This window comes from Paraperibacillus esterisolvens (genome assembly GCF_046237625.1).
In the GTDB taxonomy this organism is placed as follows: Bacteria; Bacillota; Bacilli; order Bacillales; family DSM-1321; genus Paraperibacillus; species Paraperibacillus esterisolvens.
Genome location: NZ_CP143545.1, coordinates 3708146 through 3733977, shown reverse-complemented (window position 1 = coordinate 3733977; position 25832 = coordinate 3708146). Strand labels below are relative to the sequence as shown.

The window sequence follows — 25832 nt, the reverse complement described above, 5'->3', positions numbered from 1 at the left end:
ACGAACATTATTTTATTTTGACAAGTTATTGTTTGTGTATTATACTCGTTAATGGGTTTTGAAATAAGGCATGCGGATGACGTACCGATTTCAGCCAAAAGCTGTCAGCCTATTTCGTCGATATATATCAAATCAGTTTTATACTCGCATAAGTTTACGGAACATTCACACTTCAAAGAACAGCAGCCGAAGTGAAATTATATTTTAGGGGTGCAGAAGATGGATAATGTATTTGATTATGAAGATATTCAATTGATTCCAGCCAAGTCTATTGTTAACAGCCGCACGGAGTGCGATACGACCGTCACTTTCGGGGGGCGGACTTTTAAGCTGCCTGTAGTTCCGGCGAATATGCAGACAATCATCGATGAAAACATCGCCGTGTATCTTGCGGAAAATGATTACTTCTATATCATGCACCGTTTTCAGCCGGAGAAGCGCCTGTCTTTTGTAAAGGACATGAAAGCCCGCGGATTATACGCTTCGATCAGCGTCGGTGTGAAGGAAGAAGAATACAGCTTTGTTGAAGAACTGGCCAATGAAAATCTGACACCTGAATACATCACCATTGATATTGCTCACGGCCATTCAAATGCCGTGATTAATATGATTAAACATATCAAGAAACTCCTGCCGGAGAGCTTCGTTATCGCAGGCAATGTCGGCACACCTGAAGCAGTCCGTGAGCTTGAGAATGCCGGTGCTGATGCAACGAAGGTAGGCATCGGGCCAGGGAAAGTCTGCATCACGAAGATCAAGACAGGCTTTGGTACGGGCGGCTGGCAGCTGGCGGCACTCAGATGGTGCGCCAAGGCAGCAAGCAAGCCGATCATCGCGGACGGCGGAATCCGCACACATGGCGATATCGCCAAGTCAGTCCGCTTCGGGGCATCCATGGTCATGATCGGTTCACTATTTGCCGGTCACGAAGAGTCCCCTGGGGAAACAGTGGTGCAGGATGGAAAGCTGTATAAGGAGTATTTCGGTTCGGCCTCCGAGTTCCAAAAAGGCGAAAAGAAAAACGTCGAAGGCAAGAAAATGCATGTGGAATTCAGGGGCTCACTCCAGGATACCCTGACAGAAATGGAGCAGGACCTGCAGTCTTCCATTTCCTATGCAGGCGGGAACCAGCTGTCGGCCATCCGGAATGTAGATTATGTAATCGTGAAAAATTCGATCTTCAATGGAGATAAAGTATATTAAGAAACAACTGGGCTGCAGCTGCAGCCCTTTTTTTATGGCAGGAAGCTCCCTCAGCCTTCGTTCCAATAAGGCGGTTAAACGGCAGATGCCGCCTAATCTTTTATTTCGGACTCGACTGTGAATTTTTTGTTAAACCGGGCGGAAACGCTCCGGGCGGGTTCGAAAGGAATGTAAGGATAAGACCAATGGACCTATGTATGAAATGTGACTTTTATCTCCTGTTTTTTCTTTTTTTTAACTCTATAATGTCTTATGTAACCTAATAGAAAAAACACCAAAGAGAGGGAAATATGAAGAAATTCCTATTATCGTTTGCTGCCGTTTTTATGCTATTGCCATTTGCCGCCATTAATGCCAGTGCTTACACGAACGTTCAGGTGAACGCTACCTCCCTGAATTTACGGGAGCAGCCGTCTACTTCAAGCAGAATTATCGCAAATGTTCCGAGAGGGACGGTATTGAAGGCAATAAGCACCACTGGAAATTGGGACAAGGTCTCCTACAATGGTAAGACTGTTTATGCCTTCGACCAATATCTCAGGCTCTATATAACTAAGTATAAAGTGAACGCCACTTCGCTGAATATTAGAGAAACTCCATCTACTTCTTCCAGAATTCTGGGTTCATATGCACGGGGGACCATCATTAGTACACATGGGCAGACAGGCAATTGGAAAATTGTCACATATAACGGTAAAGATGCTTATGTGTCCAAAGATTATTTAGCAGCGGTCACAGGTTCCACTTCGACTGTGAAACCATTAACAACTCATGATGTTATTGTATTAGATCCTGGACACGGAGGACGGGACCCTGGAGCAGCCGGGTTTGGTTTATACGAAAAAAACATTACTCTCGATATAGCAAAAAGAGCGAAAACTAAGCTGGAAGCAAACGGAGCGAAAGTGTATTTAACTCGAAGTACGGATGTTTATGTTTCTCCAGATTCTCGTGCGGCTTATTCTTCAAAGGTCGGGGCAGATATTTTTGTGAGCATCCACAACAATTCGTACACATCTTCTTCAGTCTACGGACTGGACACCTATTACAATGGTTCCAGGGATGAAGATGACAATAGAATTAATCCATATCCAGCCAGAAGCAAGGAACTTGCAACATACATCCAGAGTTCTACTTACTCGGCAACCCGTTTGAAAAATAACGGAGTGAAAAGTGAGTCTTTTATCGTCCTGCGAAAGAATACAGTTCCGAGCGTACTTGTAGAAGTAGGATTTCTGTCCAACTCCAATGACGCATCTTTGTTAAAGACGAGTTCATTTAGAGACAAAGCAGCTGCCGGCATTACAAACGGAATTGTTAGTTACTTTAAAAAATACTAATTTTTATTGAAGGAACCACAGGGATTATACCTGTGGTTTTTTTTATTCAGCACTTTAAATTAGATCTTGTTTTTGTCTATTCCACTTGGAAAGCAAAAGAAATAAAAAGCCATCCTAACATTGTTCCCGACTTTCATAATTCCTATTTTATTTAATAGCGGTTCCCCCGGGATTATTAAAGCGTAATTGCATAGTGGAATGATGGCCCGGCTCCTTTTTGGCTATCCTAAGCATAGCATTTGCATCTATTTCTCTAATTGATACGATAGGGATATCTTAATTTGGAAGGGAATTTGAGACATGACAAACTATAATATACCAGTTTCTGTCCTGAACCTGGCTCCAATCCGCAAAGGACAGGGAGCAGGAGAGGCAATTGAGTCGATGGCTGTACTTGCGCAGGATGTGGAGGAAATGGGCTATAATCGCTACTGGATCGCAGAGCATCATAATTCCCCTACACTTGTCAGCTCGGCTACATCTATATTGATCAAGCATACTTTAGAGCATACGAAGAGTATCCGTGTCGGATCCGGCGGGGTGATGCTTCCCAATCATTCACCACTTGTTGTAGCTGAACAATTCGGGACTATGGCGGCCATTTATCCAGACCGCCTGGATCTTGGCCTGGGCAGGGCACCCGGCACCGACATGATGACAGCAAGCGCGCTCAGGCGCTCGCAGAATGACTCAGTGTACACCTTCCCGAACGACGTCCAGGCACTGCTCACTTACTTCGGACCGGAAGATAAGCAGGGATATGTCAAAGCCCATCCAGGCGTCGGCACCGGCATCCCCATTTATATCCTGGGATCTTCGACAGACTCGGCTTATCTGGCGGCCAAGCTTGGGCTTCCATATGTATTTGCGTCTCATTTCGCACCGAGATACATGGAAGAGGCGATCTCGATTTACCGCACCCGGTTCGAGCCGTCTGAATATCTGGATGCGCCATATATGATGGTGTGCCTGAATGTAATTGCCGCCGAGACGGATGAAGAAGCTGCCAGGGAATCGACGACCATGCAGCAGTTCTTCCTGAATGTTGTCCGCGGCTCACAGAATCCGCTGCAGCCGCCGGTTGACAGCATGGAGGGCATCTGGAGCCCGCAGGAGAAAGAAATGGCTTCCTCCATGACGAGCGTGACCTTTATGGGAAGCAAAGAAACTGTAAAAGCCCAGTTCACTAATTTTCAGGAGAAATATCAGGTAGATGAAATCATGGCTGTTTCCTATATTTTTGATCCTGAAAAGCAGAAGCGCTCTTATCAGATCTTCAAGGATATTGTGGACGGTAAGTAAAACCTAATAGTTAAAACGTTCAAGGCGGGCATCCAGTATGCCTGCTCTTTTATCTGTTCAATGAGGCAATTATATTATTTATCCTGGTGATTGGAGCGGAAGACGCGAGACTCCTGATCCGGCTGCGAACTGCTACCTTCGAGTCATAAGTCAGTCAGTCCCTGGGAGGAAGACCGCTTCCCACAGCCTGACTCATTATGCTTTTCAGGTCGCTGCTTTTAAAAATTTCATGGGTTTTATAAGATTTCTGCACACATTTATTTAGTTTGAAAAGCACCGTTCTCCGCCTTCATTGCGGGAGCTGCGGGACAGGTAAGACCCCGCAGGCGAAGCCGGGGAGGCTCACCGCCCGCCCCGCTCCAATGGAGTGCCTGCAGCGGAAATCAACCTTCCTGTTCAGGAAATGGACTGCGTGCGAAAACAGCCAAGGGTAAAAATAAGCCCAGCCCCGTACATGTAACTCCTGCTTAACTTCATGTCAACTTCAGACACCATCGTGCATAGAATATATTACTCGAAGTAAAAAAAACCTGACAGGAGGAGGAGCGAGTGAGTTATCAGGAAAAGAAAAGCGTGGCAGCCATCATCAGCTCTCTGCTCATTTTTGGATCGTATTGTCTCTATATGTATCCGAGCTTTCCAGGTGGGGGCCTTGCGTCTGTTGAAGCTGTCCGTTACTGGGGGTCCTTTATCCTCATGCTGACTTTGTTTTCCATTGTCTCTCATATTTGTATCAGCATTATGTTCACCATCATTTTCAGGCTGACCTCAAGGGAAAAGGAACCGGGCTTTGCAGATGAACTGGATAAGCTGATTGAGCTGAAGGCGCACCGGAATTCGTTTGGGGTTTTCATTGGCGGCTTCCTGACCGCCATGGGATCGCTTGTCGTCTATCAGCCCTCGCAGCTGATTTTCATCATCCTGATCGCATCAGGATTCCTATCCGATCTAACCGGATCCATCACAAGGCTCTACCACTACCGGAGAGGCGTGTAGGATGGGGAAGAATCCTGTTGGCAACCATATCCGTAAATTACGTTTTAACCACGGCGAAATGACACAGCAGCAGCTGGCTGACAGAGCTGGTGTGACCAGGCATACCATCATGGCTCTTGAAAAAGGGAAGTACTCCCCGTCACTGGAGCTTGCCTTCCGTATTGCAAATGCCTTCGGCCTGCGACTGGAAGAAGTCTTCTTTTATGAGGAGGATCCCCATGGGTCAATTGAAATTAAGGATGGAGGGAATTGAAAGATGGACGCATATAAAAGAGCGGAAAAAACCGCTGGGATATTTTTCATACTGGCAACAGTAACCGCTGTAATCGGACTGAGGCTGTACGATCCGATCCTGAATGGACCGGACTACCTGGCAGCTGGCTCCGCACATGCAAACCAGGTGATAACAGGTGCGCTTATGGAGCTGATTCTTGTGGTATCCATCATCGGTACGGCCGCTGCCATGTTCCCTCTATTAAGAAGATACAATGAAACGATTGCCCTGCTGCATATCTGCTTCAGGTTCCTCGAAGGAGTCATCATTACAGTGGGCATTATCAGCGTGCTGTCCCTCTTGACTCTGAGCCGGAAATTTGCAGGGATGAGTGCCGCAGACTTTTCCTCCCTGCAGGCATCAGGAATACTATTAATAGCAGTCCATGACTGGACCTTCATGCTTGGGCCTCTCTTTATGCTCGGTCTCAATACGATGATGTACAGTTATATCTTTTTTAAAACGAGACTGGTGCCGCGGTTCATATCCATACTCGGGATTACGGGTGCTGCTTCTGTGTTTATCTGCGCACTGCTGGTGATGTTCGGTGTGATTGAGCAAATCTCGGCTGCAGGAGTCATCCTGGCACTGCCGGTTGCGGCAAATGAGATGATTCTCGCTGTCTGGCTCATTGTGAAAGGCTTTAATCGATCTGCGTTGTAAGACATGCAGACTAAATAAAAAGGACTGGCGGCGGCCAGTCTTTTTGGTGTTGATTATCCTATCAATATCTTTTCTTCGGCTTAGCGGATAGTTCCCTTTGTCCCGGAGTTTGCGGCGAGGGCAAAGGCCAGGGTCAGCTGTCCGACCCTTCCAATGAACATAAGGAGAATAATAAGGATTTTTCCCCCTTGTGATAAATCGATCGTTACACCGGCGCTCATCCCGACTGTCCCGAATGCCTAGTCGATTAAAGAAGGATGATACCTGTCCTTGGGCCATGGTTATCATGAATAAACAGGTGCCCGCCAGAATAAGAAGGTTAAAAACGAAGGCAAGAATATGAGCTGGCTGCAGCACATCCACTACTTTTATTGGCAGGAAAAATAGAGGACATTTTGATAATCTTCCATAATATTGAAACATTTGTGTGAGGAAATCCGTAAACCTTATCAAAGGGGGGCTGTACTTGGAAAACTTGGTTTATTTCACAGATCAATTTTTCTCTGCCGGTAGAACAATGATTTACAATGAATCTCAGGAAAAGACGGGAGAATTGGACCTTAAAAGTATCTTTAATTCCAGCGTTTGTGTCGAGGATATCAACGGGAAAAAAGTGGTGGAAGGCGGGTTTCCTTTCTTTTCGGGGAAGTGGGCCGTCAAAAGGCCGGACGGAACCGAACTGGGAAGGGTGAGTACCTCATTTTCCTTCTTCTCGAAACGATATAAATATAAAACGGCACATGGTGATTTCAGTATCGAGTCGCCTCCTTTCTCTAAAGAATACTCCATAATGAACAGGAATGAAAACGTCATTGCCACCTTCAGGAAGGTGAGCGGATTTTTCCAGGCCGCAGCCTTCGAACTGAAAAATGCCTCTGACACACTCATGACCGAAGAACTCATTGCCGTCGTCATGGGCGTCAATCAAATCGAAAAGCGGAGACGCTCCAGCTCAGCCAGCGTGAACGCCCCCACCTAAAACTGCCCCGCCAGGCAGTTTTTCTTTTTGGGGGATTGTCCCTATTTCCCAAGCCGGGATATTTGTTCATTTTCTCTATAGGGGCTACAATGGGTAAAGTAATCTTATTGGTTTTAAGACTGCACTATGCTAATACGGAAAGGCGAGATAATAGATTTGAATAAGTTAACAGGAACAAAACGAACGCAGCTTGCATTACTTCTTGGCTCTTTAGGGCTGCTTGGCCCATTTACGATAGATATGTATCTGCCATCATTTCCGACCATCGTCGAGGAATATCATACGACAGCTTCATTGGTACAAATCAGCTTGACCACGAGTCTGCTCGGTCTCGGACTCGGGCAATTGGTCATCGGACCGATGAGTGACGTGCAGGGCCGCCGGAAGCCGCTGATGATCTTTTTGGTATTATATCTGCTGTCCTCGATTGTCTGTGCCATTTCACCGACCATTTATGTTTTCATCGGAGCACGTTTTATACAGGGATTCGCTGCCGCAGGCGGCCTTGTTATCTCAAGGGCCATTGTCCGCGACCTTTATAGCGGGAAAGAATTGACCAAGTTCTTCGCTTTATTGATGCTGGTTGGTAATCTCGGTCCCATCGTGGCGCCGATTGCCGGCGGCGGAGTGCTCACCTTTACAAACTGGCAGGGTGTCTTTATTGCTCTCGCAGGCCTCGGCTTGATTCTTTTTTTATCTGTTTCTGGAAAATTGGAAGAAACGCTCGATGTGGATAAGCGAGTGCCAAGCAATTTGATTCAGGTTCTGAGGAACTTTGCTTCGCTGCTAAAAGACCGCCAGTTCACTGGATACGCACTTACACAAGGATTTATCATCGCCGGCATCTTTGCATATGTGTCAGGAATTCCCTTTGTATATCAAAATATATACGGTGTATCTGCCCAGCAGTTCAGCTTATTATTTGGGATAAATGGAGTAGCACTCATATTGGGAAGCCAGCTCGTTGGCCGCTTTACAGATGTAATCTCGGATAAAGTTTTCCTGAAAGCGGGTTTGTTCATTTCGACCATCTCAGGCGCCCTCTTACTGGCAGCCCTGATTGTTAAAGCTCCGTTGTTTGCGGTGGCCGTGCCGATATTCTTCCTGGTGTCTTCCATCGGAATCATATCGACATCTTCCTTCTCACTGGCCATGGACTCCCAGGGCCACATAGCAGGAAGTGCCTCCGCACTCCTGGGACTGCTGCCATTTGTACTTGGTTCACTCACAGCACCCCTTGTTGGAATCGGCGGAGAACATACAGCCATCCCAATGGGCATTGTCATCCTGTCCGCCAGCCTGCTGGCTATGATTTCTTACTATGGACTCGTGCAGAGAGGTTCATTTAAGGCTGTATCTGCAAAATAATGTGCTTTTTCCTGAGGATGCTTCGGCATCCTTTTTTTGCTGGACTGAAAAGAATGAAATACATTTTAGCTGTTTGGTAGGGGGGAAGTCCTTCATGCGGGGTATGAAGGACTTTTAAGAGCTGATGCAGGAGCTAAAGTGCCTCATTGGGGAAATAAAGGACATTACAGAGCTGGAGCTGGAGTAAATAGTCCTTCATCCACGCGGCAAAGAACAATCACAGTAAGTGCATAACAAAAATGCCAGCTGCCGTCATTTGAACGGGCTGAATCGAATATCTTATGCTGACATCCCAAACGTGAAGGAGGGGGCAGTGTGGGTTATTATATTGCGGTAGAAAATGGTGTGAATCTTTTTGTGGAAGATATAAATCCCGGGGGAAGCAGGACGATTGTTTTCCTTCATGGCTGGCCGCTCAATCATAGGCAGTTTGAATATCAATTCAATGTGCTGCCTGCGATGGGTTTCCGCTGTATCGGGATTGATTGGCGCGGGTTCGGGAAATCGGATAAGCCATTTACCGGCTATACCTTTGACAGGCTGGCGGATGACATCCGGATTGTGGTAGATACCCTGCGTCTGCAGGATTTTATTCTCGCTGGCCATTCAACCGGCGGTGCTATTGCAATCCGGTATATGTCGAGACATAAGGGGCATGGGGTATCCAGGCTGGTGCTGATTGATGCAGCGGCGCCGACAGGGTTTACGAGAGAAACGGCACAGAAGCTCCTTGATGAAACGCTGAATGACCGGCCAAAGATGATGCAGGGGGTGACGGATATCTTTTTCTTTCAATATCTAACGAATCCATTCAGGGAATGGTTTTTCCAGATGGGAATGGAAGCGGCAGGATGGTCGACAGCCTCAGTGATTGCAATGCTGCGGGATGAGGACGTCCGGGAAGATCTTGTGCAGATAAAGGTCCCCGCCTTGATTGTTCACGGCATTCATGACCAGGTTATCCCATTTGCACAAGCGGAGGAAGTACATCGATCCATTGCCGGCTCTGAGCTGGTTCCGTTACACTACAGCGGCCATGGGGGCTTTTGGGAAGAGCGGGACAAATTTAATAAGCTGATCCTTCAGCTGCACGAATAGTATAATCACAATTGCTGAATTATTTTTTACCAGCCCGCAGCTTGATAGAATGAAGATGTGTTCCCCTCTTAATACAGCGTTATACTAAAATTAAAGTGATTTAGGGAGGGGAAAAAATTGATTAAAGGGCTCAATCATTTGTTGTTTTCCGTATCAGACCTGGATACATCTATTGAATTTTATCAGAACGTTTTTGATGCCAGGCTGCTGGTCAAGGGCAGGACCACGGCTTATTTTGACTTGAATGGGATTTGGCTCGCCTTGAATGTCGAGCGGGACATCCCCCGCAATGAGATAAAAGAATCTTATACGCATATTGCATTTTCTGTGGATGATTCTGAATTTGATTCAGCCCGCAGCAGGCTAAAGAGCCTGGGGGTAAATATTCTTTCAGGCCGCAGGCGGAACGAAAGGGATAAAAAGTCTGTCTATTTCACCGATCCGGATGGACACAAATTTGAATTCCATACCGGTACTCTGGAGGATCGCCTGGATTATTATAAACAGTGTATGGAATATATGCAGTTTTTTGAGTAGGCGCTATTAGATAGGACGAGATGGAGGAACGGCCCATGAACAAAGCAGTTGGAACAGATGAATATGCCCCCTATTATGCTGGATACATAGAACTGGTTCCTGACGGAAATCCCGTGGAGGTTCTGGAGAAACAACTGGATTTGACAATAGAGCTGCTGAATGGCATCACAGAGGAGCAGGCGCTGTACCGCTACGCGGAAGGCAAATGGAGCCTGAAGGAAGTAATCGGCCATATAGCGGATACGGAGAGGGTGATGTGTCATAGAATCCTCACGATAGCAAGAGGGGACAGGATGGAGCTGCCGGGATATGACGATAATGAATATGTGAAACATGCCTCATTCGACTCCCATCCGCTGGAGGATCTCAAGGAAAATCTTATCGCTGTCAGGCAGTCCGCCATACAGCTCATCAAGACTCTGCCTCCTGATGCGTTGACACGCAGAAGCATAGCAAATAACCATGAAGTCACAGTCCGCGCGCTGATTGCCATTATTTCAGGACATGAACAGCACCATCTGCGCATAATAAAAGAACGTTATCTGCCCGGCATGGAAAACTAGGCGATTTCTGCAAAGGGGGAACAGATGTCAGATTTAAAACTGATGGAAATCCAGGCTGAAGTTTTATTTAAGCACGACAGTTCCGGCAGACTGAGAGCGGGGGAATGAGGAGGGTGGAGGAAAGGCGCCTTTGCTCTTTCTGGGACAAACCAAGGAAGGCCGCATTTTGCGTTTTAATGCTTCTGTCCCGGAACCGGTATGCAGGGAGATCAAAGACATTGTACAATCTTTTCCAATGAACAGCTCGCTGGCGAAAATCATTAGTGCAGTGAGTGAAAATAATTCCGTTTCAAATATTTGGATGGGACCTGCCTGTGCTTTTCCAGACTGCTTTCAAAAAAGCTCCCGTGCAGTTGCCATAACAAGGGAGAACCAGGAATTATTGCGGCAGGATTTTCCTAATCTTATAGAAGAGTTTCACCTCCGACAGCCGATCTTTGCCACGGTAGAGAGAGGAAGGGCGGTATCCTTGTGCGTCAGTGCCAGAAAGAGTGACCTGGCGGCAGAGGCGGGCGCCTGCACCCTGCCGGCTTATCAGGGGAAGGGGTACGTGGGAAGTTGTGCGGCGGAAATACGGAAGGAGGGTAGAATCCCTCTGTACAGTACAAGCTGGGACAACCTTCCCTCGCAGAAAATAGCTACAAAATTACAGCTTCATCAATATGGCTTGGATCTACATGTAACCTAAAGTGCTTTCTGGCTATAAAAAAGAGGAGAAACCTATGAATATAGTTTCCCCTCTGCCAGCCCTTATCTATCCAGTCTTGTAATATCCGCATCCAGGGTTTCCCGATTTAAAATCAAGTCCCTTAGTATTCGGGAGCCCAGCATGCTGTAAACTGTACCGTTCCCGCCGTAACCGAGCAGATAATAGATATTTTCTTTGTCTGGATGTCTGCCGATAAGCGGCAGATTGTCGTTAGATTCTCCGAACATGGCTCCCCATGCATAATCAATCTTGATATCAAGCATCGGAAAAAGAAGGGAAATTTCTGACTTAAGATGTCTTGCCCGATCCATGATCCAATCATCGTTATATGGCATTTCCGCCTTATCTTCATCCAGCCCCCCTGCAATGATACGGCTGTCAGCGGTCGTCCTCAAGTATAGATAAGGTCTCTTGGTCTCCCAGATTAACATTCTGTCCCTCCAATTGGAGAGATCATTTACAGGCTCTGTTGCAATCGCGTAAGAACGGTTCAGGTCGCGGTTTTTGTTTTTTATTAAGGGAGGGGCCTGATATCCGGTAGCATAAATCAGGGAGGCTGAGTTAAAGATTCCCTTACTTGTCGTTAACTCAATGCCATCCTTCGTCTCAATGATTTCTTCTGCAGAAACATTCTCAAAGATGTCCACACCTTTCTTGACAAGATGCTGAATCATTCCCCTGCTGAATTGATAGGGGTTAACTTCGGCATCGTCAAAAGTGATAAGGGCAGCAGGTTTTGAAAAGGGCAGCCTGGATTCAATTTTTTTCTGATCCCAATATTCCGCTTTAAAGCCATGCTTAATGAGAGTCTGATATTCTTTCTGAACAAGCTCTACATCAGATTCTTCACTGGCAAAGTAGAAACTTTTTCTGCGTATAAAGTCACAACTGATTTCTAATTCATCTGCCGCCTTCTCTATGCCATCGATGGCTTCACTGCACAGCCTATAAAAACGGACCGCCTTTTCTTCGCCAATCTGTTCAATCAGCTTATGAAGCATGATATCATTGGAAAACTGCAGCAGCCCTGTATTGGCAAGCGTGCTTCCACCGCTTGCCGTACCTTTATCCACTACGGCAATCTTTAGGTTCTCTTTTGTCAGAGTATAGGCGCTTAATGCGCCAGACATTCCTCCTCCAACAATGAGTACATCGTAAAAATCTGCAGCTTCAGGGTGGGAGATAGTAATTTCCTCTTTTGTATGATTCCAAAACAAAGCTCCAGCATGCAATTTCAATTTTTTTCCTCCTAAAGAAAATGGATTTTCACCCCAGCAATTGTTATAAACAAAATAGAAAATTCGTAAATATTTAGGCCGTTCGGTTATAAACTACGATCCGTTAAAAGCAGTGAGGAAAAAATAACCTGCAGGATGAGCAGTTGACAAACGCCGGCAGGACATATGAAGGAATGGGTTCTTTTCTAAAGCAAACGTAATAAATTGGGGAGCAGCATAAGGAGGGATTTGGCTGTCCGATTGCATCTGCCGACAGCCAAATCCATGAGCTTATGTGAAGCTCTTCGTCATGTTATTGATATAAGTGCTCGGATGCAGGAGCGGGTGCTTGAAGAATTCCTTCTTGTCGGTGATCTCTTCCGATACGGAGAGGTCATGACCGATCATTTCCCGCATCTTTTCAGCAAATGCTTCCCCTTTTATCAGGACGCCAAGCTCGAAGTCGTGGCAGGCGCTGCGCTCATTGATGTTATAGGATCCATGGAATACGCAGTGTGAGCGCTTATCATAGGCGATTTTCCAGTGGGAAAAGCGGCCGGTATTGCTATAGTCGAAGAAAGAGACTCCCTTGGTGAACGGCTTGTACATATTGCTCCTCACCGCAGCGCGGTTGGTTAAATGATCATTCACATTTAAAGGATTACATATGGATATGTGCTGTGCTTCTTCTTCCGTGATTTCCTTCAGCTGATCCCAAAAATCCTGATCGATTAAATACGGATTGACGATGATGGTTTCATCACCTGCATACTTGATCAAAGAAAGGTAATACTGCTGAATCAGGTTAACCGGATTGCCCGGGAAACTTGCGATTAATGTACATTCTTCTTCCCCGAAATTCCGGTCCTCATCTCCATAGTAAAAGGAGTCGTTCGGATCGAAGACATCACCTCCAAGCACCGTCCATTGCAGCGAGAAGAGCTGATTCAACGGATGAGCCACTTCTCCCTGAATGCGGAAGCAGCCATCGTGCCACTGGCCTTCCTTTCCGGGAATGCCATTCCCGCACTCTTCATCCTTACTTTTTACAGGAGTGTTATACATATATTGGTCCCCGATATTCAGACTCCCGATGATGGTGGTGATGCCATCAATGACCAGGAACTTGCGGTGGTTGATCACATTGATATCCAATGTGTATTCCTCCTGGATGAAATCCTGGACCGCCAGAGTACTCTCGGGTACTCCCTTTGCAGCAAGCTCGGCTCTTTTCTCCGGCCATTCCTCCTTGCCATAGCAGTTATGGAAGGTGTCGACAATCCGGCATCCCGCGTCCTTCAGCTCATCTGCCAATTCATTGAAACGGCCGACTTCAAGGTCCTTCTCATAGCCGACTGCCGTGACGCCATAATCCACCATGATCCGCACTTTGACCCCTCGATTCAGTGCATTCAGCAGCGCGTCCTTCACTGCCCTGCCGGAATCGTCATTAAAGAAGAGCATGACAGACAGATGGATATACCTTTCCGCCTTATCAATTTCTTCAATTATGACTCTGAGGTTGTCGGGTCCGTTCACATAAGCATCCACTTTATTATTCCAGGTAGTGTTCGGGGTCAGTGAATCCAATAGACTCAAATCAAGCTCCTGAAGCAGGAAACCTAGGCGTTCAAGCAGTCCCTGGTCCATGCCCGGCATATGGATAAGCTGGGAGTGGGTGGTGAATACTCCCCCGAGGGCCTGGCGGTGTTTTACTGCTTCAGTAAACGGAATATGTTGTTCCAGCAGCCTGACTGCTTCTTCAGAACCGGCTGCCACTTTTGACAGAGGTCCGTTCGATAGGTAGTAGTTTATAAAGTTGACTGAATTTGTTTGCAGGGGGTGGTCCCAATCTTCAAATCGTATCTTCATATGGCATCCTCTTCCATCCTGAGTAGTGTGTACTCCTCCTTAATACCCTGATTCTCTGACTTTGTAACTGGTAGAAATTGAAGATATGAAAGAGAAGCTAAAAAAGAAATCAGCGGAAGTATCAAGCCTCAAGCCTGCCGCTGATTTCTTTTCACATTTTTAATAGTACCTTTCCCGTATAAGACCGATTTTCGATCAGCCTGTGAGCATCGGCGGCCTCGCGCAGCTCGAATATCCGGGCTATCGGCAGGGAAATCAGCTTAGATGCAAACAGCTTGATTACTGCCTCTGCTGCAGGTGCCAATTTTTCAGGATGGAGCTTCCTGGTTGTGCCGAGGCTGAACCCTTTATATTGCGGCAGCTGCTGTGTACATCACTTGTTCTGAACGTCCCGATTTGGCCGCTGCTGTTTCCAAATTGGACGAGCGTTCCATAATGAGCCAGACAGTCCAGGCTCCCGGCGGTAACTTCACCTACAACTGAGTCAAAAATAATATCAGCTCCCTTGCCATCTGTTTCCCTCCATACTCTCTGTGTAAAGGTTTCGTATGTATAAACCGAATGAGCACCTAACCTCTTAATATAGGACTCTTTATCCAGACTTCCGGCAGTGCCAATGATCTTTGATATACCGGCAATCCTGGCAAGCACCACAAGCATGGAGCCGGCACCTCCCCCTGCACTATGCACAACAATCGTATGGGATTTCTCAACCTGTCCGATTTCGTGGAGCAGGATATGAGCCAGGATGGCCACTGTCGGCATGGCGGCTGCCTGCAGGAGTGTAAGGTCGTCGGGAATCTTGAAGACCAGGCTTTCGTTTGCGGCCGCATATTCCGCATACGAACCGCTCCTTGGGAAGGCGATGACCCGGTCGCCGGGCTTGAATGTAGAATCAGCTGGGGCCCTTTCAATAGTGCCTGCGGCATCCAGGCCGAGCACCATCGGAAAGCTTCCTGCTCCTTTAGTTCCTCTGCGTTTTTTGATATCGGCAAAATTGACACTGGTGTAAGCAAGCTTGATCAATACTTCATTAGGGCGGATAACAGGAATTTCAATCTCTTCGCAGGCAAGAACATCCGCACTGCCAAATTCTTTTTGGATAACAGCTTTCATTCTCTTCGCCTCCAACTCCTTATATTTAACAGAATAGCATGAGGGGGAGCTCCCGGGAATTTAGACAAAATTATCAAAGTGTATAAAAAACGCTGATATATCTATCAGAACCTTTACTCGTGGAAATAAATGGATTACTATATAAGTAATTTAATAGCAGTAACTACTAGGGGTGCCCTGTTACGGGCTGAGAGAAAAACGGAGCGTTTTTTAACCCTTTGGACCTGATCTGGATGATGCCAGCGTAGGAAAGTAGGTTAGCGGAGTTTTTTTCTGACCAACGAAGTCAGGTCCCATTATGCGGATCTGGCTTTTTTTATCCTATGAAAGTCCATAAACAGCGGTAAACGAACAGCACCTTAAGGGGTGCGTATACAGGAGGGAAAGTAATGAAAAAACAAGCAAGCTCACCCTGACCGCCATGATGATCTCCATTGGTACACTGACCAGCCATTCATTCGCCATCCCAATTGGCTTCACCCGGGTATTTCCGGTCCAGCATTTCATCAATGTTATGGCGGCGGTTCTGCTCGGTCCCTATTATGCAGCTGCCGGTGCCTTTTGCACTTCACTTCTAAGGAACATAATGGGCACAGGCTCGATATTTGCCTTCCCTGGAAGCGTGGCCGGGGCACTGCTGGCTTCGCATTTATTCCTAAAAACGAAGAAGCTGTACATGGCGTTTCTTGGTGAGGTGTTCGGGACCGGAATTATAGGCGCACTTCTTGCTTATCCGATTGCGGTGTTTATCCTCGGCCAGAAGGCGGCTTTGTTCGGTTTCATCCCGGCTTTCATATTCAGTTCATTGGCAGGAGCGGTTTTTGGGGCGGCCGTCCTTTCCCTCATCTTGAAAAAGAAATCTTCCCTGTTGAGAGGAATCCCGATGAAGTAAATCATTCCAGGATCCGGAGCAGTTCCTCCGAAATTGAATATAGCCCATCTCTATTGATCTGACTTTAAAGCATCCAGATCTTTTCCTCGAGCTCACGGTCTCCCTGGAATAATTTCCGGGACAGGAGGAGATAGTCTTCCGCCAGGAGCCGGGCATCAACAGAAGAAGGAAGGAGTCCGGCCTGCAGATAGAGCTTCGCCCGTTTCAGAAGGCTGATCCATTTTTGTGCGGACGAATCTTCTGATTTAGGAAGCCTTCCAGTCAGGACTGTCTGTTTTCAGTGTAATCATAATAATCTTACCGGTTCTTCTTCCGGGTGGAACTTTCCCTCACAAGGGGAAGAAGCTGGTTCCGATTAGGGTTGACTTCCAGCAGGCGAATCAATTTTAATAGCAATAACTGTCTTATCTGGCCGCAAGAAAAGAAGAGGAGAAAGCAAAATAAGACCAGTCCCTCCATTAAAGGGACTGGTCTTATTTAAACTTCCTGCATTCTGGATTTTAAAGCAGCTTTTAAGCTTGAATAGCATCTGTTTTTTAACATGACGCCTGAATGAACCCAATCCTTGGCCATTGACGGCCGGATTCCGCTGACCAGCATTTCTATCCCTATCAATCTGATTGATTCCTGCAGCTTGGTTATGATATCAAAGAACATAGGAGTTGTCTCTTCAATCATGGATAAATCGACAATCAGTGTTTTTGGTCTCAATTTCGTTACAGCGGTAAGAGAATCATCCAATATATATGAAAAATCTATGTCCTCTGTAATAGGCTGAAGCGGAAGCAGAGCAAGGTGATCACTTAAGGGTATGAGGCTTATAGCCATCTCTAGCATGCGGGAACTCATTTTCTTATGAGTTTCAATGTGTTGTGTTACCTCTGTGAATTCAACGAAGGCACCAGTCACTAAGTTGTCTTCTTTCATTAAATGAGTCTGGACTTTAAGGTATTTATCGTAGCTTCCCCATTCCAATGGCACAGCATCAAGAGAGAATTCCTTTTTATGCTTTAGGGTATTCTCCACATGGCGGTAATCCTCGGGTGCATCGGGCCAATATTCATAAATATTCCTGCCAATCGCATCTTCCTTTTTTATAGATAGTAAATCTTCACATTCTTTATTTACGTAGGAGATATTATATTCAGTATCGATTGCCAATATAGCATGGCTCATCTTATCTAAGAGGGTCAAAGCTAACCGTTCTGTATCTTTCATAACTTATCTCCTTCTCCATTTCAATATCTGATATACCTGACCAAAAGTGTTTCCACATAGAGTCCGGCAGGCGGAAATCCATTACCTCTTCATTATATAAAAGAGAGAAGATGACCCCTTCTAAAAGACAGAAGTAGCTCCTGGTTAAGTCGGACACCGCTTGGTCTTTTACTTCCCCAATACAGATTCCTTCTATAAACAAAGAATTTACCTTTGAAATAAGAGAATTCAATGCAAGAGAATTACGGGTATCCTTTATCCGGTCTTTTAGGTGATGAGGAGGAAAGACCACGGACCTTTTCCAGAACCTTGAGATAACAAGATCATTCTTTACGGAACCAAGATAGACATTAAAGGTAATCTGCAGCTTATCCTGTACAGATAGACTTTTTTCTTTATCCAGAATCTTAAAATGGTCGAGCATAACATCCATATAATGATTTGAAATATCTTCAATAAGGCTCATGAACAGTTCGTCCTTATTATTAAAATGAGCATAAATGGAAGATTTCCTAATTCCGGTTTGCTCTGCAATCATGTTCAATGAAGTACCTTCATACCCATGTTCAGAAAAGAGAGCCAGGGCAGTTTTTTTCAAATCAGTGTATTTACTCATTTTATATCCCACCTACCTACCGTTCGGTCGTTAAAGCATATGATATCATATTTTCAATAAATAAGTGGACAATATAAAAGTTTTAAAATTGTTGGTTAAAGGATTTTTGGACATGGAAGAGAATATATGGATTTAGAAATAGAAGAGCAGACGAGAGAGTAAGGGAGGAGGGGAATTTTTTGCACAGCGAACGATTATTGCTCCGTGAAATGAAGGAAACCGACTGGCCCCATGTCCACGCTTACGCCTCACAGGAGAGGGTGTGCCAATTCCAGCCGTGGGGACCGAACACAGAGCAGGATACAAGGGAGTACCTTCGGGAGGTACTGGAGGATGCAGCGAAGCAACCGAGGAAGCGGTATGTTTTTGCCATTATACATAAAGAAACTACAAGTCTTATCGGCGCCGTGGAATTGAGTATAAAGAGCTTTCCTGACAGTGAAGGGGAAATAGGCTATATTATCCATCCGGATCATTGGGGAAAAGGAGTGGCTGCCGAAGCGTCCCGGCTCGTTATGGGATTTGGATTCGAGAAACTGAAGCTGCACCGGATCAGTGCCACATGCTCCCCGGACAATGTGTCATCAGCAAGAGTGCTTGAAAAGCTTGGCATGGTGAGGGAAGGACGAATTCAGCAGCATCTGCGGCTGAAAGAAGGATGGCGTGATTCACTGCTTTACAGCGCGCTTGAATGTGAATGGCCAGGCTGAAGAAAATTTTGATGTAATGGAGGAAAACAGGATGGACTCATTATTGAAAACGCCCGAGCCGCCTTACTATGCAGTCATTTTTACCTCGAAACGAACAGAGGGAGATAGAGGCTATGGTGCAATGGCAGAAAAAATGGAAAAGTGGGCCTCGAGGCAGAAGGGATTTTTAGGGTTAGAAGGAGCGAGGGATAAAGGGCTTGGAATAACGATTTCCTATTGGGATTCGCTCGAGGCGATCAAAAACTGGAAGGAAGATGCGGCCCACAGGGCAGCCCAGGAAAAGGGCAAAAGTGACTGGTATGAGGCTTACACCATCAGGGTGTGCAGGGTGGAAAGGCAAAGCGGCAATAAGAAGCAAGAGAAGCTGGGGGATGCCGGCTTTTAAATTAATTGATTTTTCGATTTTTATTGACAAAATCTGCTTGTCTTATTAATATTAATAAATCGATACATTTACTAGGAATTAAGTTTTTAAGCAAATATGTGGTTTTTTTTGGATTTAATGCATAGTATATTAATAGGATTAATTAGTATTTTGAAAGAAAAAGGTCATCGTCTGGCTTTTAACATAAAAGGAGTGAAGGTAAGTGGAAGTGTTGTGGTTTTTTCCTACTGGAGGGGATTCGAGGTATCTTGGCACCTCTAAGGGCGCCAGGGAGATTACAAGTAGTTATTTAAATCAGATTGCTGTTGCTGTGGATTCGCTTGGTTATCATGGTGCATTGCTCCCAACATCCCGAAATTGTGAGGATGCATGGATCACGGCAGCGTCCCTGATTAATTCAACTAAACATATGAAATTTTTAGTTGCTCTCCGCCCTGGTATCATGTCTCCGACCCTTGCAGCAAGGATGGCTTCCACTTTTGACCGGCTTTCAGATGGCAGGCTTGCAATCAATATCGTAACAGGCAATGCGGTAGAGCATGCCGGTGACGGAGTGCATCTTGATCATACCGGACGCTACGAAATCACCGATGAATTCCTTGAAGTGTGGAAGCGTACAATGAGCGGGGAAACCGTTAACTTTGAAGGCAAACACCTGAACATCCAGGGTGCCAAAAATCAATTCCCTCCTGTTCAGAAGTCCTATCCGCCCATCTATTTCGGCGGATCTTCCGAAATCGCCCAGCAAATCGGTGCGCGTCATTCGGATGTATACCTCACCTGGGGAGAGCCGCCGCATCTTGTAAAGGAAAAGATTGATAAGGTAAGGGCTCTTGCCGAAAAAGAAGGCAGAAAAGTGAAGTTTGGAATCCGCCTTAATATCATTGTACGCGAAACAGAAGAAGAAGCCTGGGCTGCCGCTGAGGATCTTATTTCCCATGTGGATGATGAAGCGATCAAAGCGGCTCAAAGCCTGCAGAGCAGACATGAATCAGAAGGCCAGAAAAGGATGGCCGCCCTCCATGGAGGCAGCCGTGATAATCTGGAAGTCAGCCCGAACCTCTGGGCAGGCCTTGGCCTCGTTCGTGAAGGTGCCGGCACAGCCATTGTCGGAGATCCGATCACCGTTGCACAGCGCCTGAAAGAATACCAGGAAATCGGCATAGATTCCTTCATTCTCTCCGGCTACCCTCACCTGGAGGAAGCATATAGAGTCGCAGAGCTTGTCTTCCCGCACCTGCCGCTGGACGAACGTAAATAAAACAAAAATCCCGCTGTCATAACAGCGGGATTTTTGTTATTTTCTCTGACATGAACCTTAATGCTGCAGGCAGGCATACATAAAGGAAACGCCGCCAAAAAATCTTCCTGGCCACATTATGGATATATTTAATCAGATACGGGTAAATTCCCATCATAATCATTAATCCATTAATGTGTGCTAAGGGGATATGTATGAAACTTTTAAGAAATTATTTTGATCCGCCAAAGATACTGGTGCTTGGGTTTGCGGTTTTAATTATGGCTGGAGCAATTCTTCTTTCGCTCCCAATCTCAACAGAAGATGGAAATGGTCTTCCATTCCTGGACGCTTTATTTACGGCCACATCTGCTACATGTGTAACAGGGCTGGTAGTTGTGGATACAGCGGATACCTTTACAACTTTCGGAGAGCTGACAATCCTTTCGCTGATACAGGTCGGGGGGCTCGGCTTCATGACCTTTGCAACCTTTTTTGCTTTCCTCCTGGGCAAAAGAATTTCACTAAAAGACCGGCTGATTCTGCAGGAAGCCCTTAATAATGTTTCCATTGAAGGTATTGTCCGGCTTGTAAGAAGAGTGCTGATATTCACGGCAGTCATCGAGCTTTCCTGTGCTGCAATTCTGGCGCTGCGCTTTTCGTTTGATATGCCGGCAGGTAAAGCTGTTTATTGGGGAATCTTCCATTCTATCTCAAACTTTAATAATGCAGGATTTGACCTGAATGGAGAATTCCGGAGCCTGACTCCTTATGTTGATGATCCAGTGGTCGTGCTGACCGTGTGCCTTGCGATCACACTTGGCGGGCTGGGTTTCATCGTCTTGAACGAACTATACGAATTTCGTGAAACCAAGCGTCTGTCGCTGCACTCGAAAGTTGTGCTGTCTGCGAGTTTAATTCTGACTCTAGGCGCTGCCATTCTTATCTTTTTGTTTGAATATGGAAATCCAAAGACTCTTGAGCCGCTCTCTCATACAGGAAAGGTTCTTGGAGCGCTGTTTCAGTCGGTCACACCGAGGACGGCAGGGGCAAATACTCTCCCGATCGGTGATCTGACTCAGTCCACTCTTTTTCTAATCATTTTTCTAATGTATGTAGGTGCAGGCCCCGGTTCCACTGCAGGAGGCATAAAAATTACCACCCTGGCTGTTCTCATCGCTGCTATTGCCTCACAGATAAAAGGGAAGGAAGATGTGGTGCTTTTTCGGCGGAGGATTGTAGTTGAAACGATACTTAAAGCACTGACCGTTTCAATATTGGGTATTTTCCTCGTAATGATGATTACGATGGTTCTTACCATCACCGAAGGGGAGAGCCACAACTTCATCATGTATTTTTTTGAAGCGGTGTCAGCATTCGGAACGGTCGGGCTGTCCATGGGGCTTACTCCTGATCTGTCGGATTACGGCCGTGCGGTTATCATTTTTACGATGTTTGCCGGCCGGCTGGGTCCTTTGACTTTGGCGTTTTCGCTGACGATGAGAAGAAGGTCTTCTAAAGAAGCTTTCAGGCACCCGAAAGGAAAAATCATGATTGGTTAATTCTATAGCGGGGATGTGAATTTTATGGCTGACCAAATGTATGCGGTCATAGGATTGGGCCGTTTTGGGCTCAGTGTGGCCAAGCGTCTATATGAAGCAGGACAGGAAGTTCTCGGGATTGATATGGATGAAGAAAGAGTGGAAGACGCAGAACTGTCAGTAACACATGCAGTTGTCGCAGATACGACTGAAGAGGAATCATTGAAGTCAATTGGAGTGAGAAATTTTGATGTTGGAATTGTGGCGATAGGCAGCGATATGCAGTCAAGTGTTCTGACTGTGCTTCTATTGAAAGAGCAGGGAGTCAAGAAAGTGATTGCCAAGGCTGTGGACCGCCATCATGGTAAGGTGCTGGAAAAAGTGGGTGCAGACTGGGTAATCTATCCGGATCGCGATATGGGTGAACGGGTCGCCCATCAGCTGCTTTCGCCAAATGTCATCAATTACATTGAACTTTCCCGTGACTATCATATTGAAGAAGTAAAAGTGCCGCAAAGTATGGATGGAAAAAAACTTGGGGAACTGGATATTCGGGCAGAGTATAATATAACGGTTATCGCGGTGGTAGATGATGGAGACATTATCGTATCCCCGCCTGCTGACCAGGTAATCACCCGGGATAATATCATGGTAGTGATTGGCCACCGGAATGATTTAGAATCATTTACAAAAGCTAAATAAAGCTGTCCCTGGGTGGGCAGCGTAAATTAACTCAGAGCTATGACAGGCAAAAGCGACAAAAGGCCCCGGTGGAATAGAATGAGAAGCAATTAAAAAAGCTATAATGTCAATTAATGCAATAGGATATTCACTCGAACAATATTGGGCAGGTGAGGTTTGATAATGGGGAAGCCCCGCGTTGGTTTCCCTGCTTTTTTGCGCGATATTCTTTGCAGAGCAGTCGTTCTCAAGTTTGCTGTAGACTTGGACTATAAATATTAATCAGACGGTTAAAAAGCTTGTGCTGACGAGTGAACTCCACAGGTGCGCTTGAAGAAAACCGCTGTTGGGAGGATGCTATGAAACTATTTCAATTTAAAAAAGAAACAGGCAGGAAGATAACCAAATTTAATTCTGATTTTGTATTGTCGCGCATTACAAAGACAGAAAAAGCCGCCCATATAGGGGTCATGCACTTAGATGCAAATGGGCTGGTAGGCCATCACCAGGCAGCCGGTCCACAGCTTCTTTTAATTGTAAGCGGGGAAGGCTGGGTCTGCGGCGCTGCAGGCGGCTATTTCAAGCTTCAAAGCGGCGAAGCAGCCTTCTGGGAGACGGGCGAATGGCATGAGACCAAAACAGATACCGGGCTGACCGCCATTGTAATAGAATGCGAGGAGCTCGATGTTTCCGCATTGACACCTTTATAACAAAAAGATCTCCAGGGAAATGTGAGGAAAGTCCTACAAACACTTCAAACCAGGCCATCTCCTGCCGATATATCCGATAAGGAATTTTTATGGAGTAGGAGTGTTTTTCACTTGATGAATGACTTATCTGTTTTTATGATCACGTTTGAATTGTTTCATTACAAGTTTGTGCTGATGACGATGATCCTTTCGATATTAAGCTGTGTGCTGGGACTGGAGATGAGCAGGAGGATGAAGGGGAATCCCTCCATTAAGCTTCTTGCCGGCGGTGCTTTTCTGATGGCAGTGACCTTCTGGCTGACCCACTTTTTTATTTCTTATTCAATAGACCTGAATTTTTCGACCACCAATTTTCCTCTCTATTCTTTTACAAATTTCATCTTTTGCTTCATTGGATCCCTTGTGGCGCTGAAAATGACCCAGTTCCGGCTGATCAACGGCAGGTTTTTCATTCTTGGAAGCCTGGTTATTGCAATCAGTATACTGGGGGCAGACACATTAGGCTTCCTGGTGTTGTTTTATGACTCCCTGGACTTAAAGCCCATGTTCATTTTCATGGCCTTTATCCTGATCCTTGGGACATCTTTTTCCATTTTTCGTTTTCTCAATCAGTTTACGAATGAAGATAATTACCAGCTGCTGAATAAGTGGAAATATATTGGGTGTGTGGCGGCTGGGACTGCTTTGTCGGGTATTCCTTATATAGTGATCGTTTCCATTCTGGAGCTTGAGGAAAAATCTGCATTCTCTCCGGAAATGATGTTTCCGTTCATTTATGTGATGCTGGCGAATGTGCTGCTTACACTCGTGCCCGATATTTTTGGCGACAAGATCCTGGTTAAAAATATTGAGTCATACAGATCGATGTTCAATCATAATCCTGACGCTGTTTTTTCAGTGGACCTTAAAGGGCAGATCCTGAATGTGAACAAAGAGGCAGAGAGGCTGACCGGAATCAAGACAGATAAGCTGATTGGCGCGGTTATCCAGGATTTCTTCCCTGGTGACAGGGGAGAGAAAATCAGGAATTACCTGAGTGATGTCTCTAAAGGAAATGTGACCCATATTGATGCCCAGATTTCGCTTAGGGACGGCCTGAAAAAGGACGTCAGAATTACCGCAGTGAAAACGGTGGTAGAAAACAATATTGTCGGTGCCTACGGAATCGTCAAGGACATTACGGACGTCAAGCGGGCGGAAAACCAGGTGAGGTTCATGGCTTACCATGATGAACTGACGAGTCTGCCAAACAGAAGGATGATTAAAAAGGTCATGTCTGAGACAGCAGATAAACAGACTCCTTTCCATATCATGCTGATGGACTTTGACCGCTTCAAGCGGATCAATGATACCTTTGGCCATGCCTTTGGGGACAAGCTGCTGATCGAAGTCGGCAACAAGCTGAGGGAAGTGATAGGTGACAAGGGCACGGCGGCGAGACTTGGCGGTGATGAGTATTTGATCATCACAACGGAATATACGGATTCCCTGGCTGATGACGTGATCCATGCATTCCGCACCCCGCTTGTGATAGGCGGCTACGAAGTCCTGCTGACAGCCAGCATGGGTGTGGCGTCCTTCCCTCAGGATACACGGGACATCGACGAATTATATAAATTTGCTGACATAGCCATGTATTATTCCAAGGAAAATGGAGCTAACGGCTATTCGCTTTATACAAAGGAAATGGCTGATAAACAAATTGATAAGCTGGACATAGAAAATGATCTGGCCGGCGCTATCCAGAACGGAGATCTGATGCTTTACTTTCAGCCCAAATACAACACAGCCAGCGGTGAGATGATTGGATCCGAGGTGCTGCTCCGCTGGAATCATAAGGAAAAGGGCTTTATCCCGCCTGCTGTCTTCATTCCTATCGCCGAGGAGAGCGGTCTGATTGTCAGACTGGAACGGTTTGTATTCACGGAGGTATGTAAATTGCTTGCTGAATGGAGAAGTCAGGATAAGAACATGCAGCGGGTGTCCATCAACGTATCGCTGATCAGCATCCTTCAGGAAGGCTTTCTTGCTTTTATTATGGAAACTCTTGAAAGCCATGAACTTGAAGGCAGCCTGATTGAACTGGAAATAACGGAGCGGATTGTGATGGAGAATGAGGAGGAAGTGAACTGCACCCTCCAAAGGCTGCGGGAATACGGACTGGTCATCAGCATCGATGACTTTGGTACAGGCTACAGCTCCCTCAGCTATCTTGATAAGCTTCATGTAGATATCCTGAAGATTGACCGTTCGTTTATCAACAACATCCAGAACAGTAAAGAAGTGGTCACGGCCATAATCTTCCTCGCAAAGAGCCTGAATCTGAAGGTCATTGCAGAAGGAGTGGAGACCAATGACCAGGTAGAACTCCTGCGGCTGCTCGGCTGTGAGGAAGCGCAGGGGTATTATTATTCACCGCCGGTCCCTGTCATCCAGTTTGAAGAGGAGCATATGGATCCGGCAAGTGCGAAGGTGTAAAGAAAGAGACGTCTCATAAGTATCAAAAGCAAACCCGGGGATAAGGTCGGTTATTCCCGGGTTTTGCCTATTTTTGCTGACAAAAAAGAGGATGTCGCAACAAATCGTGGGGACATCCTCTTCC

Annotated in this window: 26 protein-coding genes and 1 riboswitch; of the genes, 19 read left to right on the top strand and 7 right to left on the bottom strand. The window is 46.1% G+C overall.

The window, feature by feature from the left end; translation table 11 throughout:
- Positions 1-219 precede the first annotated feature (219 nt).
- The 6 genes from guaC to V1501_RS18830 all read left to right on the top strand — a co-directional run bounded on the left by guaC (position 220) and on the right by V1501_RS18830 (position 5778).
- A complete protein-coding gene (gene guaC / locus V1501_RS18855; RefSeq protein WP_409290413.1) occupies positions 220-1203 on the top strand; it encodes a GMP reductase in 984 nt (327 codons plus the stop codon).
- 290 nt (positions 1204-1493) lie between these two features.
- Positions 1494-2543 carry an N-acetylmuramoyl-L-alanine amidase gene (locus tag V1501_RS18850; RefSeq protein ID WP_409290412.1) on the top strand — a complete coding sequence of 350 codons (1050 nt, stop codon included), beginning with the start codon at positions 1494-1496 and terminating at the stop codon, positions 2541-2543.
- A gap of 300 nt (positions 2544-2843) precedes the next feature.
- On the top strand, positions 2844-3845 hold the full coding sequence (locus tag V1501_RS18845) for an LLM class flavin-dependent oxidoreductase (RefSeq protein WP_409290411.1): 1002 nt from the start codon (positions 2844-2846) through the stop codon (positions 3843-3845).
- Positions 3846-4394: 549 nt separating this feature from the next.
- Entirely contained in the window at positions 4395-4841 is a 447-nt protein-coding gene (locus tag V1501_RS18840; RefSeq protein ID WP_409290410.1) for a hypothetical protein, read from the top strand.
- 1 nt (position 4842) lies between these two features.
- The gene (locus V1501_RS18835) at positions 4843-5094 is read left to right on the top strand and encodes a helix-turn-helix transcriptional regulator (RefSeq protein ID WP_409290409.1); all 252 of its coding nucleotides are present in this window, start codon (positions 4843-4845) and stop codon (positions 5092-5094) included.
- A gap of 3 nt (positions 5095-5097) precedes the next feature.
- The gene (locus V1501_RS18830) at positions 5098-5778 is read left to right on the top strand and encodes a DUF4386 domain-containing protein (RefSeq protein WP_409290408.1); all 681 of its coding nucleotides are present in this window, start codon (positions 5098-5100) and stop codon (positions 5776-5778) included.
- An 80-nt stretch (positions 5779-5858) separates the two neighbouring features.
- Here V1501_RS18830 and V1501_RS18825 read toward each other — a convergent pair whose 3' ends face one another.
- Positions 5859-5999, bottom strand: a complete 141-nt coding sequence (locus V1501_RS18825) for a hypothetical protein (protein ID WP_409290407.1) — start codon at positions 5997-5999, stop codon at positions 5859-5861.
- Positions 6000-6244: 245 nt separating this feature from the next.
- On the opposite strand from V1501_RS18825, the gene V1501_RS18820 reads away from it, so the two are divergent.
- The 5 genes from V1501_RS18820 to V1501_RS18800 all read left to right on the top strand — a co-directional run bounded on the left by V1501_RS18820 (position 6245) and on the right by V1501_RS18800 (position 10323).
- Positions 6245-6757, top strand: coding sequence for a hypothetical protein (locus V1501_RS18820; RefSeq protein WP_409290406.1), 513 nt, complete (start codon positions 6245-6247; stop codon positions 6755-6757).
- Positions 6758-6913: 156 nt separating this feature from the next.
- On the top strand, positions 6914-8125 hold the full coding sequence (locus tag V1501_RS18815; protein WP_409290405.1) for a multidrug effflux MFS transporter: 1212 nt from the start codon (positions 6914-6916) through the stop codon (positions 8123-8125).
- Positions 8126-8440: 315 nt separating this feature from the next.
- Positions 8441-9223 carry an alpha/beta fold hydrolase gene (locus tag V1501_RS18810; RefSeq protein WP_409290404.1) on the top strand — a complete coding sequence of 261 codons (783 nt, stop codon included), beginning with the start codon at positions 8441-8443 and terminating at the stop codon, positions 9221-9223.
- Between the two features lie 117 nt (positions 9224-9340).
- Entirely contained in the window at positions 9341-9760 is a 420-nt protein-coding gene (gene fosB, locus V1501_RS18805; protein ID WP_409290403.1) for a metallothiol transferase FosB, read from the top strand.
- Positions 9761-9795: 35 nt separating this feature from the next.
- Complete coding sequence (locus V1501_RS18800) at positions 9796-10323, top strand: DinB family protein (protein ID WP_409290402.1); 528 nt, start codon at positions 9796-9798, stop codon at positions 10321-10323.
- A gap of 750 nt (positions 10324-11073) precedes the next feature.
- Here V1501_RS18800 and V1501_RS18795 read toward each other — a convergent pair.
- The 4 genes from V1501_RS18795 to V1501_RS18780 all read right to left on the bottom strand — a co-directional run bounded on the left by V1501_RS18795 (position 11074) and on the right by V1501_RS18780 (position 15237).
- Entirely contained in the window at positions 11074-12270 is a 1197-nt protein-coding gene (locus V1501_RS18795; protein ID WP_409290401.1) for an NAD(P)/FAD-dependent oxidoreductase, read from the bottom strand.
- A gap of 270 nt (positions 12271-12540) precedes the next feature.
- On the bottom strand, positions 12541-14121 hold the full coding sequence (locus V1501_RS18790; RefSeq protein ID WP_409290400.1) for a phospholipase D-like domain-containing protein: 1581 nt from the start codon (positions 14119-14121) through the stop codon (positions 12541-12543).
- Positions 14122-14272: 151 nt separating this feature from the next.
- On the bottom strand, positions 14273-14425 hold the full coding sequence (locus tag V1501_RS18785) for a zinc-binding dehydrogenase (RefSeq protein WP_409290399.1): 153 nt from the start codon (positions 14423-14425) through the stop codon (positions 14273-14275).
- Positions 14401-15237 carry a zinc-binding alcohol dehydrogenase family protein gene (locus tag V1501_RS18780; protein WP_409290398.1) on the bottom strand — a complete coding sequence of 279 codons (837 nt, stop codon included), beginning with the start codon at positions 15235-15237 and terminating at the stop codon, positions 14401-14403. The genes V1501_RS18785 and V1501_RS18780 overlap by 25 nt, the downstream gene beginning before the upstream one ends.
- Positions 15238-15395: 158 nt before the next feature.
- Positions 15396-15505, top strand: a riboswitch (TPP riboswitch).
- Positions 15506-15658: 153 nt separating this feature from the next.
- On the opposite strand from V1501_RS18780, the gene thiW reads away from it, so the two are divergent.
- Positions 15659-16129 (top strand): energy coupling factor transporter S component ThiW, encoded by a 471-nt coding sequence (gene thiW / locus V1501_RS18775; protein ID WP_409290397.1) that lies wholly within the window; start codon positions 15659-15661, stop codon positions 16127-16129.
- Positions 16130-16606: 477 nt separating this feature from the next.
- On the opposite strand, the gene V1501_RS18770 is transcribed toward thiW, so the two are convergent.
- Both V1501_RS18770 and V1501_RS18765 read right to left on the bottom strand, forming a co-directional pair.
- Positions 16607-17347, bottom strand: coding sequence for a PAS domain-containing protein (locus V1501_RS18770; protein WP_409290396.1), 741 nt, complete (start codon positions 17345-17347; stop codon positions 16607-16609).
- The gene (locus V1501_RS18765; protein WP_409290395.1) at positions 17307-17963 is read right to left on the bottom strand and encodes a TetR/AcrR family transcriptional regulator; all 657 of its coding nucleotides are present in this window, start codon (positions 17961-17963) and stop codon (positions 17307-17309) included. The genes V1501_RS18770 and V1501_RS18765 overlap by 41 nt, the downstream gene beginning before the upstream one ends.
- Positions 17964-18142: 179 nt before the next feature.
- On the opposite strand from V1501_RS18765, the gene V1501_RS18760 reads away from it, so the two are divergent.
- The 7 genes from V1501_RS18760 to V1501_RS18730 all read left to right on the top strand — a co-directional run bounded on the left by V1501_RS18760 (position 18143) and on the right by V1501_RS18730 (position 25708).
- Positions 18143-18673: a GNAT family N-acetyltransferase gene (locus V1501_RS18760; protein WP_409290394.1), complete on the top strand. Its 531-nt coding sequence runs from the start codon at positions 18143-18145 to the stop codon at positions 18671-18673.
- A 31-nt stretch (positions 18674-18704) separates the two neighbouring features.
- The gene (locus tag V1501_RS18755; RefSeq protein ID WP_409290393.1) at positions 18705-19058 is read left to right on the top strand and encodes an antibiotic biosynthesis monooxygenase family protein; all 354 of its coding nucleotides are present in this window, start codon (positions 18705-18707) and stop codon (positions 19056-19058) included.
- A gap of 202 nt (positions 19059-19260) precedes the next feature.
- Positions 19261-20319, top strand: a complete 1059-nt coding sequence (gene ssuD / locus V1501_RS18750; protein WP_409290392.1) for an FMNH2-dependent alkanesulfonate monooxygenase — start codon at positions 19261-19263, stop codon at positions 20317-20319.
- Between the two features lie 194 nt (positions 20320-20513).
- On the top strand, positions 20514-21860 hold the full coding sequence (locus V1501_RS18745; RefSeq protein WP_409290391.1) for a TrkH family potassium uptake protein: 1347 nt from the start codon (positions 20514-20516) through the stop codon (positions 21858-21860).
- Positions 21861-21884: 24 nt separating this feature from the next.
- The gene (locus tag V1501_RS18740; protein ID WP_409290390.1) at positions 21885-22541 is read left to right on the top strand and encodes a potassium channel family protein; all 657 of its coding nucleotides are present in this window, start codon (positions 21885-21887) and stop codon (positions 22539-22541) included.
- 338 nt (positions 22542-22879) lie between these two features.
- Positions 22880-23230, top strand: coding sequence for a cupin (locus V1501_RS18735; protein ID WP_409290389.1), 351 nt, complete (start codon positions 22880-22882; stop codon positions 23228-23230).
- A gap of 114 nt (positions 23231-23344) precedes the next feature.
- Positions 23345-25708, top strand: a complete 2364-nt coding sequence (locus V1501_RS18730) for an EAL domain-containing protein (protein ID WP_409293456.1) — start codon at positions 23345-23347, stop codon at positions 25706-25708.
- Positions 25709-25832: the final 124 nt, after the last annotated feature.